We start from the raw sequence: 16,564 nt of genomic DNA, 5'->3' as shown, positions 1-16,564 counted from the left end.
AATGATATTCTCAATTGCATGCTGCTTAGAACGTGTCACAAATAGGAAGCTACATTCCGTCAACGCGGAGTATTTGATTTAATACGATTTGAATAAAGAAGGGAGACCAGTTTATGGCGAAAGATGATGTAATTGAAATTGAAGGCACAGTATTAGAAACTTTGCCTAATGCAATGTTTAAGGTAGAATTAGAGAATGGTCATACAGTGTTGGCTCATGTTTCCGGTAAAATAAGAATGCACTTCATTCGTATCCTGCCAGGAGATAAAGTAACAGTAGAGCTTTCTCCATATGATTTGACTCGCGGAAGAATTACTTACCGCTTTAAATAAACCGTGACTCCGTACTATCAAGGAGGTTAGAGTAATGAAAGTGAGACCATCTGTTAAGCCAATCTGTGAAAAATGTAAAGTTATTCGCAGAAAAGGCAAAGTTATGGTGATCTGTGAAAACCCTAAACATAAACAAAAACAAGGATAATATTAAAGGAGGTGCGCATCTAGATGGCACGTATTGCTGGTGTAGATATTCCACGTGAAAAGCGTGTAGTTATTGCTTTAACATACATTTACGGAATCGGCAGACCAACTGCTGAGAAGGTTCTAGCTGAAGCTGGTGTTTCTGAAGACACTCGCGTTCGCGATCTTACAGAAGAAGAACTTAACAAAATCCGTGATATCATCGACAAGTTAAAGGTTGAGGGAGACCTTCGCCGTGAAATCTCATTAAACATCAAGCGTCTAATGGAGATTGGTTCATTCCGTGGCTTGCGTCATCGTCGTGGCTTGCCTGTTCGCGGTCAAAACACGAAGAACAACGCACGTACTCGTAAAGGCCCACGTAAGACTGTAGCTAACAAGAAAAAATAATACGTAAAGGAGGGTAACATTTAAATGGCTCGTAAAACTAATACACGCAAACGCCGCGTCAAAAAGAATATTGAAAGTGGAGTTGCGCATATTCGTTCAACTTTCAACAATACTATCGTAACTATTACAGACGTACATGGTAATGCATTATCATGGTCTAGTGCAGGTGCGCTTGGTTTCAGGGGTTCACGTAAATCCACTCCATTCGCAGCACAAATGGCAGCTGAAGCTGCAGCTAAAACTTCGATGGAACATGGTTTAAAAACTTTAGAGGTAACTGTTAAAGGACCAGGTGCAGGTCGTGAAGCAGCAATTCGTGCTCTTCAAGCTGCAGGTCTTGAAGTTACAGCTATTAGAGATGTAACTCCGGTTCCACATAACGGCTGCCGCCCGCCAAAACGTCGCCGTGTTTAATTTTTCTGTATAGAATTTGTAGTCCTGTCTATAATGGGATATGATACAAATATTTTCTAGGTATACAGAAATTATTAATCCAGTTGTTGTGCACAAACGGGAACGTATACATGGGGGAATTTCGGTAAGGTAAGAACCTGCCGGGGTTTCGACGTTTTGAAGGAGGGTATATTTGATGATCGAAATAGAAAAACCAAAAATCGAAACGGTTGAGATCAGCGATGATGCCAAGTACGGCAAGTTTGTCGTAGAACCGCTTGAGCGTGGATATGGTACAACTTTGGGTAACTCCTTACGTCGTATCCTATTATCCTCACTCCCAGGTGCAGCTGTCACATCGATTCAAATCGATGGAGTACTTCATGAGTTCTCAACAATTGAAGGCGTCGTGGAAGATGTAACATCAATCATTCTAAACGTTAAGAAATTAGCGTTGAAAATCTACTCTGATGAAGAGAAGACACTTGAAATCGACTTACAGGGTGAGGGTCCAGTAACTGCAGCTGCAATCACGCATGATAGTGACGTTGAAATCCTTAATCCGGATCTTCATATCGCTACTCTTTCAAGCAAAGGTTCATTGCGTATGCGCCTTAATGCAAGAAGAGGCCGCGGATACAATCCTGCTGACCAAAACAAGCGGGAAGACCAGCCGATCGGTGTCATTCCAATCGACTCAATCTATACACCGGTTTCACGCGTATCTTATCAAGTAGAAAACACTCGTGTAGGGCAAATGACGAATTTTGACAAGCTGGTATTTGACGTATGGACAGATGGCAGCACTGGTCCTAAGGAAGCTATTGCACTAGGTTCAAAGATCCTGACTGAGCACTTGAACATTTTTGTTGGTTTGACTGACGAAGCTCAAAACGCTGAGATCATGGTAGAGAAAGAAGAAGACCAAAAAGAAAAAGTTCTGGAAATGACAATTGAAGAACTTGACCTTTCTGTTCGTTCATATAACTGCTTAAAGCGTGCCGGTATCAACACTGTCCAGGAGCTTGCTCATAAGACAGAGGAAGATATGATGAAGGTTCGCAACCTAGGCAGAAAATCACTAGAAGAAGTAAAAGCAAAACTAGAAGAGCTAGGCTTAGGCTTACGCAAAGATGACTGAGTTATTGATTGACCGGCCATTTTGCTGACAGTCGTTACACTGCCGGCTTATGACTTCAACAAAGGAGGGAAACACTCATGGGATACAGAAAGTTAGGACGCACAAGTGCCCAGCGTAAAGCAATGTTACGTGACTTAACAACTGATTTGATTATCAATGAGCGTATTGAAACTACTGAAACACGTGCGAAAGAACTTCGTTCAGTTGTTGAGAAAATGATTACTCTTGGAAAGCGCGGAGACCTTCATGCTCGCCGTCAAGCAGCTTCTTGGGTTCGTAACGAAGTTGCAAACGCTGAAACAAACCAGGATGCAGTTCAAAAATTATTCGCTGACATCGCTCCACGCTATGCTGAGCGCCAAGGTGGATACACTCGTATAATGAAACTTGGACCACGTCGCGGTGATGGTGCACCAATGGTAATTATCGAGTTAGTTTAATACCATTAAACACACTCAAACAAGGGCGATGGACAGTTTATACAAACTTGTTTCATCCCCTTTTTTTCTTATACTGAGGTCAAACGCCTCTGTCGAAAACTAATAAAGCAGCACAAGCCAAAACGAGCGTTATGATGAGCAGGCCACTTGGAAAGATGAGTTCACTGGCCTCATCGGCCGGTTACTTCAGGACTGTCCTGAATCGGTTAGGAATAGATGCTTCATCTATTTATAATCGGAGCTGTTCTGCCTGTCTCGTCTAGCTCATGTACCTCTCCCCAGTCCTTATAGGACCTGCAGTTGCGGATCGCTTCCGCCCGGGGAGAGGTGCAGGCTTTTTTTATATGTAAAGAATTTTCATATTATAAAAAAGTAAAAACAAAGAGAAGAGCCAGTTAAGAAGAGTTGAGAGGAGGGCGGAAATGAACAAACCCTTAGTTAGAATAGAAAATGTATCTTTCAGTTATGAAGGGCAGGATACTCCCGCGTTAAAAAATATTAGTTTTGATATTTTTGAAGGAGAGTGGCTGGCGATTGTCGGGCATAACGGTTCTGGCAAATCTACGCTTGCAAAGCTTTTGAATGGTCTGCAATTTCCGCAGCAAGGTTTGATTGAGGTTTGTGGAGTCACTTTGTCAGAGGATTCTGTTTGGGATGTAAGAGAAAATGTAGGAATGGTTTTTCAAAATCCTGATAACCAATTCGTTGGAACAACGGTTCGGGATGATGTGGCTTTTGGTCTGGAAAATCACGGCATACCTAGAGAAATAATGGTAGAGCGCGTGCAGACTTCACTTGATAAAGTCAATATGGGAACCTTTCTAAATCAAGAGCCGCACCATCTTTCTGGCGGCCAAAAACAGCGTGTTGCCATTGCTGGTGTCCTGGCACTGCAGCCGTCGATCATTATCCTGGATGAGGCAACATCCATGCTCGATCCAAGAGGCCGTGCAGAGGTAATCCAAACGGTTCGTGAGCTGAAGGATCGTGAGAACATTACGGTCATTTCGATAACCCATGATCTTGAAGAAGCTGCGAAAGCGGACAGGATCATCGTCATGAACAAAGGGGAGCTATACCGTGAAGGAACTCCCGAGGAAATTTTTGAAATGGATGAAGAGCTGGTTAAGCTGGGCCTGGATATTCCCTTCCCTGTAAAAATGAGCAAAATCATGCGTGAAAAAGGAATTACACTTACGAAATCATATTTGACAGAAGAAGAGCTGGTGACGGAATTATGGACATCTCACTCAAAAATGTAGAATATCGTTACCAGGCAGATTCCCCATTCGAGCGTCTCGCGATTACAGATGTATCCATCGATATCCCTTCAGGAAAGTATATAGCTGTTATTGGCCATACAGGATCTGGCAAGTCCACTGTGCTGCAGCACTTGAATGCGCTTTTGAAGCCGACAAAGGGCTCTGTTTTGATTGGCAGCAGGGAAATCAAGGCTGGACGCAAAGAGAAGAATTTAAAGGGTGTCCGCGAGAAGGTGGGCATTGTCTTTCAATTTCCGGAACATCAGTTATTCGAGGAGACGGTCGAAAAGGATATTATGTTTGGCCCGATGAATTTTGGCGTTACAGAGAAAGAAGCGAAGGCACGGGCAAGAACCGCAATCAATCTGGTCGGTTTACCGGAAGAAATCCTTGAAAAATCACCATTCGATCTTTCAGGCGGCCAAATGCGCCGTGTAGCCATTGCCGGAGTGCTGGCAATGGAGCCGGAGGTCATTGTATTGGACGAGCCTACTGCTGGTCTGGATCCACGCGGACGTAAAGAAATAATGGACTTATTTTATTCACTTCATAAAAAAAGAAATCTATCTACTGTACTTGTTACACACAGCATGGAAGATGCTGCCCGCTATGCGGATGATATAGTCGTCATGCATCAGGGAAAAGTTTTTACAAAAGGGACGCCTGACCAGATTTTCTCGAATCCTAAGGCTTTATTGGAATTGGGACTGGATGTACCGGAAGTAGTTGGCCTGCAGTTGAAGATCGAAGAAGCCTTTAATACTAAGTTCAGTAAAATCAGCCTTTCCGAGGATGAACTTGCCGAAATGGTGGCAGAGTTTATGGAAGGGGGCGGTCCAAAATGATGGAAAAAATGATTTTTGGACGTTATGTGCCGGGAGACTCTATCCTTCATCGGATGGATCCGCGTTCCAAGCTGATCATCGTATTCCTTTTCGTGATTGTCGTATTTATCGCCAACAATGTGCTGACGTACGGAGTGTTAGCTGCTTATACACTTATTATGGTCGGATTGTCGAGGATTCCGCTGAGGTTCTTATATGGCGGGCTAAAGCCAGTATTTTTTCTGGTGATTTTTACGTTCCTGCTCCACATCTTCATGACAAAAGAAGGCGATGTCATCTTTGAATTAGGGTGGCTGAAAATATATGAAGAAGGTCTCAGGCAAGGTATCTTCATTTCACTGAGGTTCCTGCTGCTTATTTTGATCACGTCACTATTGACCTTGACGACTACGCCCATCGAAATCACGGATGGCCTGGAGACATTGCTGAACCCATTAAAGAAATTAAAATTCCCTGTCCATGAGCTGGCATTGATGATGTCGATTTCCCTGAGATTCATTCCGACACTCATGCAGGAAACCGACAAAATCATGAAGGCTCAAACTGCCAGGGGAGTGGAGTATAACAGCGGTCCCATCAAAGACCGGATCAAAGCGATTGTGCCATTGCTGATCCCGTTGTTCATCAGTTCGTTCAAGAGGGCTGAGGAACTGGCAGTCGCAATGGAAGCCCGAGGCTACAAGGGTGGCGAAGGACGCACTAAATATCGCCAGCTGACATGGGGTGTGCCGGACTCTATGATGATTCTGTTCCTGGCTGCTGTCACGGTTCTATTAATAGTTTTAAGAGGGTAATCAATATGCCGCGAATCAAATGCACAATTTCATACGATGGCACTGGTTTTTCCGGCTACCAGGTGCAGCCTGGCAAAAGGACTGTCCAGGGTGAGCTGGAAAAGGTTCTGGAAAAGATGAACAAGGGTACAAGCACCAGGGTCAATGCATCTGGCCGTACAGATGCAGGAGTACATGCCCTCGGCCAGGTTATCCATTTTGACACAACGCTTGAAATTGAGCCTGCCAGGTGGCAAATAGCGCTTAATTCATTACTGCCTGATGATATTGCCGTTCTTTCAGTAGACATAGCGAAACCGGATTTTCATGCACGCTTTGATGCAGTCGGCAAGGAGTACCGTTATTTCTTGCTGCTATCAAAGCATCGTGACCCTTTCCAGCGGAACTATGCCTACCAGTTCCAGTATGAACTCGATCATGACGCAATGAGGGAAGCTAGCAACCTGCTGCTTGGGACACATGACTTCACTAGTTTTTGCTCGGCTAAAACAGAAGTAGAAGACCGGGTCAGGACGTTGAAGGAAATCGATTTTTACGAGGAGAACGGGCTGCTGGTATTCAGGTTTGTCGGTGATGGCTTTCTGTACAATATGGTTAGGATACTTGTAGGAACATTGCTAGAGGTAGGGACAGGCAGGAGATCAGCTGACACCATGCCTCAGCTGCTTGCTGACCAGGACCGAACTCTCGCCGGCAAGACAGCCCCTGGTCACGGACTCTACCTGTGGAAGGTTTTTTATGACGAAGAAGTTTTAGCAATTCCAAAATAAATTTTAAAAAAATGATATGACAACTAATCCTGGTGTTGACAATCTCTCAACCACAGGTTAAGATATCATATGTATGTATTTTAAACCCACGATCAGCCCCGGAAGAGCTTTATCGTGTTTGAAAATATACCAACAATGAACTTGATTTTTTTTTGACTATTTAGGAGGGAAACTCATGCGTACAACGTTTATGGCAAATGCCAACAATATCGAGCGTAAATGGTACGTAGTTGACGCTGCAGGCAAGACTCTTGGTCGCCTTTCAACTGAAGTTGCAGCTATTCTACGTGGTAAACATAAACCAACTTTCACACCAAATGTTGACACTGGTGATCACGTAATCATCATCAATGCTTCTCAGATCGAACTTACTGGTAAGAAATTGACTGACAAAATCTACTACCGCCACACAATGCACCCAGGTGGATTGAAGCAAAGAACAGCTCTTGAAATGCGTACTAACTACGCTGAAAAGATGCTTGAACTTGCAATCAAAGGCATGCTTCCAAAGAACTCTCTTGGACGCCAAATGTTTAAAAAGCTTCATGTATATGCAGGTAACGAGCATCCACATCAAGCACAACAACCTGAAGTTTACGAACTTCGCGGATAATTATTAAGGAGGTAATTAACTTGGCACAGGTTCAATATATCGGTACCGGTCGTCGTAAGAGCTCCGTTGCGCGAGTTCGTTTAGTACCAGGCACTGGAAAAATTACAATCAATGATCGTGAAATCGAAGACTATATCCCATTTGCAGCTCTACGTGAAGTAGTTAAGCAGCCGCTTGTGGCTACTGAAACTGTAGGAAGCTACGATATCCTTGTAAACGTAAATGGCGGTGGATACACTGGTCAAGCTGGCGCAATCCGCCACGGTATCGCTCGTGCGTTACTTCAAGCTGACCCAGAATTCCGTCCAACACTTAAGCGTGCAGGACTACTGACTCGTGACGCTCGTATGAAAGAACGTAAGAAATACGGTCTTAAAGGCGCTCGTCGTGCACCTCAGTTCTCAAAGCGTTAATCTTTACGCTTCGGAAAGACTCTCAACCTTTGGTTGGGGGTCTTTTTTTTGGGGGAGGTGCGGGGAGGAGGATCTCCAACTGGAAAAAAGCGCGCCGAATTTCCAGTTCGCCAATATATCTTGATTTTCGCCAATAAGTGGGTGATTTTCGCCAATAAAATTTGTAAATCGCCAATAAAATGAAGAAATCGCCAATAAAGTTGTGAAAACCGCCAATAAAATTTTTCGTATGCTAAAAACAGTCGTTTATGATCGCGATTATTGTTGTTTGCTCTATGAACGTAAGTATTTTATTGTCCGAATAGCAAATTGCAGTAAGAAACGAGCCTAAAAAGGCGGAGGCATCATTCTATGCCCCCGCCTAAACTCTTTAATCCTCATATCCTTGCATTGAATCCATATGGCTTGCGATCATCGCGATGATGGTTGGAGCTTCTTCCTTTGTGAAAATAAAGTTCGTTTCGTCTCGAATCATTTCTTCATCCTCAGTCCAGATCCGGTTGATGCGGCGCAGGACTCCGTCGCCCGTCGACTCGACAAGGCCGAACTGGTAGGTAACCTCGACTTCAGCTTCTTTTATAAATGCCGTAACTTCAGGTGTTTCCCACTCAACATCGATTTCCTCAAGAATATCGTCATCGTCTATAAGCTCTGCCACATAGAGCTCATCATCATCATCGATTCCTTCGTCTTCATAATAAACCGTGTCATCATCTTCCGTTGCATAAATGACGTCAAGATCGTCCTCATCATCGTTTATGTAATCGTGAAAACCTTCATGAACCGCATCGACAATATCATCAATATCCGAAAGAATGACACGCGCGGGCTGCTCCAGATCCTCATCGATGGTTTCCGTATAGAATTCTTCATTATGCGGATCAAAATATAAAATATAGAAATAGTCTCTTTCCCCATCAGCATAATCCACAAAGAACTGTATCCTTGGATGCTTCGAGCCTCTCTCAACTGCCATCTGGCCTTCTTGATCATACTTTTCACAAATAGATTCAAGATGATCCTGCAACTCTCCAACGACACGATCGAACCATTCCATAGACATAGAAATCCATCCCTTCATCTGTATTCACGTTTAGCTTGCCCTGTTGTCCACAATATCCTTGTTAGTAAATTAAAGGAAAATTAAATTCGAGGTGGCTGTGTACAAGCAGGATGAACGCCTGCATTGTCCGGAAATGCGACAATGGAGTCAAAAGAGTAAAAAGAAAGGCGCTGCATTGCCCAAAATGGGTGGAGAAGGAGAAAAAGGGTAAAAGCAGAAGTCTTGCATTGCCCTAAATGGGTGAAGAAGGAGAAAAAGGGTAAAAGCAGTGTCACTTTTATCAATAAACCAAAGTAAATATCAGAAGAAAAACCGCCTGTGCTCACGTTTCCAGGCGGCCGGTTCTCTTCTACAAGCCAAGCATGTCTTCAGCCAAATCCGGAAAATCAATAAAAGGGTTCCGATTCCCCTGAAGTTCCTGGATAGCTGCATTCCGATGCTTTTCGTATATAGTGACGGGCTGTTCATGATGCCAGCTAAGCAGAAGGCCGAGGTTCATCTGGCCATCAAGCCTGATAACATCCTTATATCTTAAAGCGAAGTAAAACACGGCTCTCGAAACAACTCCTTTTCCATATTCGGGTTCAAACTTGCCTGCTTCCACCATGCCGCAGCCTGTCCTGATACCAGAAGCAGCAAACTCAGGTTCATAGGACTGGAAATCGTGATACGGAAGATTGCTCCTCATGCTATTGCATCCAGGTTCACATGCAAACAAGTGGTGGAGATCGCCTCGCATTGGCTCATCGCCATCAAACCACGATTGGGGCACAACATGTTCGGTATTGAATAAAATCTCGGAACTAGCTATGAAGCCTCCTTCTCTTAAAGTATTCATGAGTCGCAGATCCTCTTCAATCACCTCCACCGGGTCAAGATCCTGCCCGGAATAAAGGCTCTTCAACTGCAGGTTCTCCTGCAAATCCACCCATGGATAAACGTACTCATGTGGCGAATACTTCAAATGGTAGGAGTGGGTTCTGACCAGCAGTGAATGAAGTTCTTCCGGTGTAAAAATAGCGTCACAGTAATACTCATCGCGTTTGCTCGCGTCCAACACTGCATCATAATACGTTTTATGCTCGATGTTATGAATATACAGCTCACTAGCCGACAGAATCATATCGCATCCATGACCATCGTTTTGAAGCTCTGGTCGAAGATTTCGGCCAGGTGCTCAGGAACAGTCAGGTATACGAGTCCATTGCCTTCGAGCTTTGGTGAATTGCCGAGCGGTACCGTACGCTTGACCAGCTGTGCGTACAGTTCAGGTTCTGTCAGTTCTCGTTCAAAGTGGGTTTTTGCATATGTCTTGATCAATGCCAGTGCACCGGATACATGCGGAGCAGCCATAGAGGTACCGCTCAAGGTTGCATATTTTCCGTTCAGATAAGTTGAAGTGATCCGCTCGCCTGGAGCCACGACATCTATTTCATTATGTGAGTTGGTAAAATCGGATGAACCTCGTTCAAGGTTTACTGCTCCGACACTGATGACTTCGTTATAAGCACCAGGGTAGGCAAATTCATTTGTTGAATCGTCGCCATCTCCTTCATTGCCAGCGGCACAGACGACAAGGATATTCTTTTTTACAGCGGCATGGATCGCCTGATGCAATTCGGGGACGTCAGCTGGTCCGCCGAGCGACATAGAGATAATATCGGCTTCTTGCTCAATGGCATAATAAATTCCATTGATAATCCATTCATATTTGCCTGAACCGGCTTTGTTCAAGACTTTGACGATCAGCAGGCCAGCCTCTGGTGCAACACCGATGACGCCTGCCTCATTTTCCTGTGCGGCAATCGTGCCAGCCACGTGTGTACCATGACCATTATAGTCGGTATAGAGATCAGGATTGCCTCGGTCATCATCTGTAAAATTTCGGCCGCCAATTATCCGGTCCTTTAAATCTGGATGTTCCGTTTCGCAGCCAGTATCTAAAACAGCAACCTTCATTCCCTTTCCTTTCGTTTCGTTCCAAAGCTTGGGTGCCTGGATCAGCTCAACACCTTTGGGCACCTCTTTAATCTCCTCAGCCTCATCAATCAGGGTATAAGGAATAACACGAACACCTTGCTCCATTTCTTTCCCTCCTTAGAGATAAAATTGAAGCTAGTTCTAGTTGCAATAATAAGTCTAACAATTCTGACTATTATTGAACAGGACCGTTAGTAGGGTATTTACTAGAGATGAAATATCCATAATTGGGCATTTCATCCTAATGAGAACACATAAATTTTATTCAGTAAACGTCTGAGAAAACTGGAAAAGGATTCGTCGTTCAAAATTGCATTACTCCCTCTCGAAGGTTGAACACTACTTTCTAAGGGGTGAGATTACTTTGAACGTCGTAACGACATTTATAGATAAAAGAAAACAAAAACAAGTGAAATATGAGCGATCGATGCTCCGTGAATTATCAATCAACATCCTGCAAGGCAGGGTGAAACAATATTTTGGCTCATCAAGGCTGACCTCGAATCTCATCATGAATTCAGGAATCGAAGAAGCTTGCTATGATGTAGCAATAGAAGCATATTTACTGGGCGCAAAGTTCAGCCGTTTTGGATATTTCGGTGAACCGATAGAGGCGGTTAAACCCCGCTGTGAAAAAGAAGAGCGGCATTTGATTGACACCTTATATAACTTTTTCCTTTTTTGGGGGAAGGGTGAAGAGGGAGTAGGTTCAGAAGAGCTTTATTACCTGTGTGAACAGTATGTAGACAGCTGGTGGAGAGAAGGATTCATGAAGGGTGAAAAGAAATATAAAATGAGGCTGCACTAGCAGAAGTTCTAAACCGTCGACCTGTCCCATATAGTTTATTATCAGGGACTAGCTGGGAAGGATGGTTTAGAACATGCTTAAGAAACTAAAATTCGTATTATTTGCAGCCGGCCTAGCCGTGCTGTTCCTTATATTGCAATATGATTTTACCGAGCATGACTCCTGGGAATCCTGGAACCTTCCGCTTTCAGGAAAAATCATCTATCTTGATCCAGGACATGGAGGCGTTGATCCGGGGGCAGGAGAAGAAGAACCCTTTGAAAAAGATATCGCGCTTAACGTGTCCTTGAAATTGCGGGATTATCTGCAGCAACAGGGAGCCCTTGTCATCATGACTCGCGAGACAGATGTCGATCTCGCGGATAAAGGACTAAAGGGCTACAGTAAGCGAAAGGTCCAGGATTTAAAAAGACGACTGGATTTGATAAATGAGTCTGAAGCCGATTTTTTTGCAACGATACACTTGAACGCGATCCCATCCTCCAAATGGAAAGGTGCGCAAACATTCTACTCCACGAATTACAAGGAAAACAAACGAGCCGCCAAACTGATTCAGGATGAGTTACGCCGAAACCTTGAAAACACAGACCGGGATGCAAAGGCGGCGAATAGCATCTATTTATTGAAGCATACGAATAAACCTGGGGTTTTGGTCGAAATAGGTTTCTTATCAAATCCACAGGAAGCAGCAAACCTGAGAGATGAGGCTTATCAGGAAAAAGTTGCAGGATCAATTTATGAAGGTATGCTCAGATATTTTACCGATGAACAGAAATTTTGGGAAAAATAAAGAGGGGTCCTTGATCCTTCTTTTTCTTTGAGTAATAATAGGAAAATTAACTTTGATAATTGTCCAGCTTCAGCTCCTAACTCCTCGAGACGTTTCGGTCCTGCCAATGAAGTCAAAGAGCGACTTCACTGTCAGGCCCTCCAACGCTTGTCGGAGTTGGGCAGTCGCCTCCGCTTTTCTTTGTCCAGCTTCAGCGCCTAGCCCCTCGAGACGTTTCGGTCCGCCCAATGAAGTCAAAGAACGACTTCACTGGTCGGCCCTCCAACGCTTGTCGGGGCTGACCAAGGCGCTTGCGCTTTTCTTTTAGAAAAGTGTGATAGGTTTAACACTTAGGAATTTTATCAATATGTTATACTGTCTTTGGAGATAATTTTTTACAGAGGAAGGTGTCATTATGTTAACTGAAGCTAAGGTGCGTGAAAGTTTAAAAGACCTTAAGGAACCATTTTTACATAAAACACTCGAAGAGATAAATGCAATCGAAGAAATCAAGATTAAAGAAGAGAAGAACCATGTAAGCGTTAAAATAGCTATCGCGAAAACAGGCACTGCAGAACAGTTGCAGCTGCAAACGGAAATTGTCAATATCTTAAAAAGCGCTGGAGCGGCATCTGTAGGATTGCGTTTCTCTGAACTGCCTGCAGAAGTTCTATCGAAATTCCAGACAGCGGCTCCTGAAGAAGAGGAAGGCTTGCTGTCTCCTAATAGCCAAACAACATTTATCGCGATCGCGAGCGGAAAAGGAGGAGTAGGTAAATCTACTGTTTCCGTCAACCTTGCTGTCTCACTTGCTCGTTTAGGTAAAAAAGTTGGACTTGTTGATGCTGACATCTATGGTTTCAGTGTTCCTGACATGATGGGTATCACAAAGCGTCCGGTTGTAAGAGGAGAAAGAATCATTCCAGTAGAAAGACATGGAGTCAAAGTTATCTCTATGGGATTCTTTGTTGAAGATAACGCACCAATTATTTGGCGCGGACCGATGCTCGGCAAAATGCTTAATAGCTTCTTCAATGAAGTAGAGTGGGGAGAACTGGATTATCTCCTGTTGGACTTGCCGCCAGGAACAGGGGACGTGGCATTGGATGTACACACCATGTTGCCATCATGTAAAGAAATCATTGTGACTACACCTCATCCAACTGCGGCATTCGTTGCTGCGCGTGCAGGTGCGATGGCGCTTCGTACAGACCATGAAATCCTCGGTGTCATTGAAAACATGTCTTACTTTGAGAGCAAGCTGAGTGAGGAAAAAGAATATGTCTTTGGACAAGGCGGCGGTGAAAAGCTTGCAGACGAGCTAAACACTAAGTTGTTAGGCAAACTGCCATTAGGCCAGCCAACCTGGAATGAAGAAGACTTTGCACCATCCATTTATCAAGAAGACGATAAGATTGGCGCATTTTATACAAATATTGCCCAGCAAGTTGTCCAAATGCTTGGTAAGTAATAAAACAAGAGAGCCTCTCCTTCATCAGGAGAGGCTCTTTCATATCATTTGGCTTGCTTGCTGGTCGGGGCTGACCAAAGCAATTATTATTGACCTCCTGAACCGCCGCTGTCAGATGCTCCGCCACCGTCGCCACCTGAACCGCCGCCTTCTTCGGCACCGCCCTCAGACTTTTGGGTTGGCATTTCCTCAGCGGCTTTGACAATCAATGCCTGCAGCTTTGCTTTGAATAATGGGCTCTCGAAGGTTTCAGTCATCACCTTTTGTAAATGTTCCCGGTATTCTTTGCTTTTGAGGACGTTAGTTAATTCCTTTTCAAGTTCCGGATCCTTCATGACTTCGATCATCATGCCTTTATATTCTGGATCCTTCATAAGGTCCTTTAACAGCTTTTCATTTTCCTTCTTCATGCTTTTTGCGACGCTCTCCGCGAATTTTGGATCCTCGAAGGATTTTTTCCAAAACTCCATGCCTTTTTCAGAGGTCATTGTCTTTTCGACTGTATCAATTACGACCGGCTGGTCCATTATTAGCTTTTCCTTCATGCCATCGTCGCCCATGACTTCCTGAATTGCTTTTTTTCCATCATCAGTCTTCAGGATGTCGACAACCATTTTCTTTGTTTCCTCATAATCGACTTCCCCTGCTGACTCGGCTGGAGAAGCACAGCCTGCAGCTAAAAGTAAAAAGGAAGCAGGGAGTAAAAACTTCATGATCTTCTTCATCTTCCATTCCCCTTTCACATAGACAGCCCTAATTTTAGGATGAGTAAAATGACAAATTGTTATACACGAATAACGACACCTAGATTTTTCAAACCCGCATTGGTACAATCAAATGGTGAAGTTTAATTTTCTTTTGGGGGAAAAAATCGTGACTAGCCGTAATTGGGTACACTTATTTCTCACCACCCTGGTTGTTGGAGCGGTGACAACTGCTGTGGTTGGTTTTATTGTCCGCTGGAGTGAATTCCAGCAACTGTTAAGTGATTTCAACATTCTTGAATTCCTTTCAATTTTAGTATGGCTTATGGGTGTGGGTCTTATATTTAGCATTCTTAGCCAAATGGGCTTCTTCGCTTATTTGACCGTACATCGTTTTGGCCTAGGTATTTTTAAATCTCTATGGAATGCGGTACAAGTCCTGTTGATTGCTTTTGTATTGTTTGACCTCGTCTATCTGCGTTTTAATGCCTTCGCGGAAAGCGGCGAGAGCATCATGCCTTACATAGGCCTCGCGGTAATCGTCCTGGCAGCTGGGTTGATTGTAGCGTTTTTGAAGGTTAAGCAAACCAGCAAAGAAGCTTTAATACCAGCATTGTTCTTCATGATTGTTGTAACAGTAATTGAATGGGTGCCTGTACTCCGTGTGAACGAGCACAGCTGGCTTTATCTCATGCTGTTTCCATTGTTAGCATGTAATGCCTATCAGCTGCTGGTTTTGCATAAGCTTAATCAGAAATCACAGCAAGAGCGAAAAGCCCTTGAAAAAAAGACTAAAACAAAAAAGAATGAAAAAGCACAAAAAAAGCCGTCCAACGCATAGTTGGACGGTTATTTTATTTCTGATGATTTAGAGTCGCCATTGGCAATCATTTCTGAAACTGTGACCATCTTCAGATTCTTTGATCTGATATCCTTTAACACCAGAGGCAGTGCTTCGGCTGTTTGTTTAGCTGAATCAGAAGCATGCATCAACAGGATATCACCTTTCTTTGCCTTTGCAGCATTCTCGGCAATGACCTCAGTGCCAGGATTCGTCCAATCCTTTGTATCAAGACTCCAGTGGACGACCGTAATCCCGAGTCGTTCGGCAATTTTTAAGGTGCGTTGATCAAAATGGCCAGTAGGGGCACGCAGCAGCTCAATGTTCTTAACATTAAGCTTTTTAAATGCTTCCTGAGCTTTTAGGATATCACGCCTGATTTTATCTTCCTCTAAATCGGTATAATCCTTATACTCATATCCAAGCATGCCAATTTCATACCCATCTTTCACCATCCGGTTCACCAGGTCTGGATGTCTTTCTGCCCAGGACCCTGACAAGAAGAAGGTGACAGCTCCTGCTTTCTCTTCCTTCAGAACGTCAAGAATCGGTTCCGCTTTCTCATCGCCCCAGCCAATATTAAAGGTCAAAGCTAAATCCTTTTCTCCTTTATAAATGGCCTTAGGACCATCTTTTGCTGAAAAAGCAGGGAGTTGGACCATGTTTTCCATGTAAAAGAACCAAGCTGTAAAAAAGGCTGCGATCACAATAACAAAAACTGTTTTAATCGACTTAGCATTCATTACATAAAAGAAATTCATTTTCTCACCACCTCGTCCAATGCACTCCTTGTCTCATTTTTATTCCGCAGGTCAAAAAGATATGATAATAAAAAAATCAGATTATAAATATCCAAAAAAAAGACAACACTACAAGCACTATGTGAAAATGAACAGGAGTGTATGTATGCTTGGTGTTCTGATCAATGAAAAGGAAATGAAAGAGCTAGAATACTTAATAAAAAGGGAAATGGATGAAATCCTATTCGATCTGAAGGATGATCGTATTGATCATGTAGTAAAGAGGTCGATGAAAGAAAGATACCAAATACTTTTTTCGCTTTTTAAAAGAGTAGCACCTCCTAAGGAATGTCTTAAGTATATGCCAGCAAAGAAAAGCATGTATAAAGGATAATAAACAATAAAAGAAACTTTTTTCGTAATACTAGTTGACGTAAATAAATTATCCTGTTATATTAATAAACGTCGCTGCTGAGCCACTCGGTAACACGGTGATCGGCGGGAAAAATAATAAAAAATGTGGTTGACATCAAATCATTCACATGATATATTATGAAAGTCGCTTCTGGGCGGCTAGACAACAAATTGTTCTTTGAAAACTAAACAAACAAGCGTCAACAAACAATAAATGATCATGGCTTCTATTAT

23 protein-coding genes are annotated in these 16,564 nt (G+C 43.4%); 17 read left to right on the top strand and 6 right to left on the bottom strand.

Annotated elements, in window-relative coordinates; all coding sequences use genetic code 11:
- The first annotated feature begins 113 nt into the window (after positions 1–113).
- The 12 genes from infA to rpsI all read left to right on the top strand — a co-directional run bounded on the left by infA (position 114) and on the right by rpsI (position 7,540).
- Positions 114–332, top strand: coding sequence for a translation initiation factor IF-1 (gene infA, locus J7E32_RS16195; RefSeq protein ID WP_019157108.1), 219 nt, complete (start codon positions 114–116; stop codon positions 330–332).
- Between the two features lie 34 nt (positions 333–366).
- A complete protein-coding gene (gene rpmJ / locus J7E32_RS16190; protein ID WP_003156543.1) occupies positions 367–480 on the top strand; it encodes a 50S ribosomal protein L36 in 114 nt (37 codons plus the stop codon).
- Between the two features lie 23 nt (positions 481–503).
- Positions 504–869: a 30S ribosomal protein S13 gene (gene rpsM, locus J7E32_RS16185; protein ID WP_214909288.1), complete on the top strand. Its 366-nt coding sequence runs from the start codon at positions 504–506 to the stop codon at positions 867–869.
- Positions 870–893: 24 nt separating this feature from the next.
- Positions 894–1,283, top strand: coding sequence for a 30S ribosomal protein S11 (rpsK, locus tag J7E32_RS16180; RefSeq protein WP_044393872.1), 390 nt, complete (start codon positions 894–896; stop codon positions 1,281–1,283).
- A 175-nt stretch (positions 1,284–1,458) separates the two neighbouring features.
- Positions 1,459–2,403, top strand: coding sequence for a DNA-directed RNA polymerase subunit alpha (locus J7E32_RS16175; protein WP_214909286.1), 945 nt, complete (start codon positions 1,459–1,461; stop codon positions 2,401–2,403).
- 77 nt (positions 2,404–2,480) lie between these two features.
- Positions 2,481–2,843 (top strand): 50S ribosomal protein L17, encoded by a 363-nt coding sequence (rplQ, locus tag J7E32_RS16170; protein ID WP_214784119.1) that lies wholly within the window; start codon positions 2,481–2,483, stop codon positions 2,841–2,843.
- 422 nt (positions 2,844–3,265) lie between these two features.
- Entirely contained in the window at positions 3,266–4,105 is an 840-nt protein-coding gene (locus J7E32_RS16165) for an energy-coupling factor ABC transporter ATP-binding protein (protein ID WP_214909284.1), read from the top strand.
- Positions 4,081–4,950: an energy-coupling factor ABC transporter ATP-binding protein gene (locus J7E32_RS16160; RefSeq protein ID WP_214909282.1), complete on the top strand. Its 870-nt coding sequence runs from the start codon at positions 4,081–4,083 to the stop codon at positions 4,948–4,950. The genes J7E32_RS16165 and J7E32_RS16160 overlap by 25 nt, the downstream gene beginning before the upstream one ends.
- A complete protein-coding gene (gene cbiQ, locus J7E32_RS16155; RefSeq protein WP_214909281.1) occupies positions 4,947–5,744 on the top strand; it encodes a cobalt ECF transporter T component CbiQ in 798 nt (265 codons plus the stop codon). The genes J7E32_RS16160 and cbiQ overlap by 4 nt, the downstream gene beginning before the upstream one ends.
- Before the next feature lie 5 nt (positions 5,745–5,749).
- Positions 5,750–6,514, top strand: a complete 765-nt coding sequence (gene truA / locus J7E32_RS16150; RefSeq protein WP_214909274.1) for a tRNA pseudouridine(38-40) synthase TruA — start codon at positions 5,750–5,752, stop codon at positions 6,512–6,514.
- A 175-nt stretch (positions 6,515–6,689) separates the two neighbouring features.
- Positions 6,690–7,127, top strand: coding sequence for a 50S ribosomal protein L13 (gene rplM, locus J7E32_RS16145; protein WP_041966504.1), 438 nt, complete (start codon positions 6,690–6,692; stop codon positions 7,125–7,127).
- Between the two features lie 20 nt (positions 7,128–7,147).
- Positions 7,148–7,540: a 30S ribosomal protein S9 gene (gene rpsI, locus J7E32_RS16140; RefSeq protein ID WP_207503058.1), complete on the top strand. Its 393-nt coding sequence runs from the start codon at positions 7,148–7,150 to the stop codon at positions 7,538–7,540.
- A 370-nt stretch (positions 7,541–7,910) separates the two neighbouring features.
- On the opposite strand, the gene J7E32_RS16135 is transcribed toward rpsI, so the two are convergent.
- The 3 genes from J7E32_RS16135 to J7E32_RS16125 form a co-directional block, all read right to left on the bottom strand.
- Positions 7,911–8,603, bottom strand: a complete 693-nt coding sequence (locus J7E32_RS16135; RefSeq protein ID WP_214909266.1) for a hypothetical protein — start codon at positions 8,601–8,603, stop codon at positions 7,911–7,913.
- 349 nt (positions 8,604–8,952) lie between these two features.
- A complete protein-coding gene (locus J7E32_RS16130; protein ID WP_214909264.1) occupies positions 8,953–9,726 on the bottom strand; it encodes an endonuclease I family protein in 774 nt (257 codons plus the stop codon).
- Positions 9,723–10,688 (bottom strand): S8 family peptidase, encoded by a 966-nt coding sequence (locus J7E32_RS16125; protein WP_214909257.1) that lies wholly within the window; start codon positions 10,686–10,688, stop codon positions 9,723–9,725. The genes J7E32_RS16130 and J7E32_RS16125 overlap by 4 nt, the downstream gene beginning before the upstream one ends.
- Positions 10,689–10,947: 259 nt before the next feature.
- Here J7E32_RS16125 and J7E32_RS16120 point away from each other — a divergent pair, with 259 nt between their 5' ends.
- Both J7E32_RS16120 and cwlD read left to right on the top strand, forming a co-directional pair.
- Positions 10,948–11,391, top strand: a complete 444-nt coding sequence (locus tag J7E32_RS16120) for a YbaK family protein (RefSeq protein WP_214909255.1) — start codon at positions 10,948–10,950, stop codon at positions 11,389–11,391.
- 73 nt (positions 11,392–11,464) lie between these two features.
- Positions 11,465–12,181, top strand: coding sequence for an N-acetylmuramoyl-L-alanine amidase CwlD (cwlD, locus tag J7E32_RS16115; protein WP_214909253.1), 717 nt, complete (start codon positions 11,465–11,467; stop codon positions 12,179–12,181).
- Between the two features lie 69 nt (positions 12,182–12,250).
- On the opposite strand, the gene J7E32_RS16110 is transcribed toward cwlD, so the two are convergent.
- The gene (locus J7E32_RS16110; protein ID WP_214909244.1) at positions 12,251–12,409 is read right to left on the bottom strand and encodes a hypothetical protein; all 159 of its coding nucleotides are present in this window, start codon (positions 12,407–12,409) and stop codon (positions 12,251–12,253) included.
- Between the two features lie 166 nt (positions 12,410–12,575).
- Here J7E32_RS16110 and J7E32_RS16105 point away from each other — a divergent pair, with 166 nt between their 5' ends.
- A complete protein-coding gene (locus J7E32_RS16105) occupies positions 12,576–13,631 on the top strand; it encodes a P-loop NTPase (protein ID WP_214909242.1) in 1,056 nt (351 codons plus the stop codon).
- An 86-nt stretch (positions 13,632–13,717) separates the two neighbouring features.
- Here J7E32_RS16105 and gerD read toward each other — a convergent pair whose 3' ends face one another.
- Positions 13,718–14,356 carry a spore germination lipoprotein GerD gene (gerD, locus tag J7E32_RS16100; protein ID WP_214909241.1) on the bottom strand — a complete coding sequence of 213 codons (639 nt, stop codon included), beginning with the start codon at positions 14,354–14,356 and terminating at the stop codon, positions 13,718–13,720.
- Positions 14,357–14,504: 148 nt separating this feature from the next.
- Here gerD and J7E32_RS16095 point away from each other — a divergent pair, with 148 nt between their 5' ends.
- A complete protein-coding gene (locus tag J7E32_RS16095) occupies positions 14,505–15,176 on the top strand; it encodes a KinB-signaling pathway activation protein (protein WP_214909239.1) in 672 nt (223 codons plus the stop codon).
- Between the two features lie 8 nt (positions 15,177–15,184).
- Here the strand turns inward: J7E32_RS16095 and pdaB are convergent, their stop codons facing one another.
- Positions 15,185–15,937 (bottom strand): polysaccharide deacetylase family sporulation protein PdaB, encoded by a 753-nt coding sequence (gene pdaB, locus J7E32_RS16090; protein WP_214909237.1) that lies wholly within the window; start codon positions 15,935–15,937, stop codon positions 15,185–15,187.
- 145 nt (positions 15,938–16,082) lie between these two features.
- Between pdaB and J7E32_RS16085 the strand changes: the two genes are divergently transcribed.
- Positions 16,083–16,310: a hypothetical protein gene (locus tag J7E32_RS16085; RefSeq protein WP_214909404.1), complete on the top strand. Its 228-nt coding sequence runs from the start codon at positions 16,083–16,085 to the stop codon at positions 16,308–16,310.
- The last annotated feature ends 254 nt before the right edge of the window (positions 16,311–16,564 follow it).

Origin of the sequence: Bacillus sp. ISL-55 (assembly GCF_018613155.1) — a bacterium.
Classification (GTDB): domain Bacteria; phylum Bacillota; class Bacilli; order Bacillales; family Cytobacillaceae; genus Mesobacillus.
Note: the sequence above shows the minus strand (reverse complement) of the source record. Positions and strands in the feature narration are given on the sequence as shown.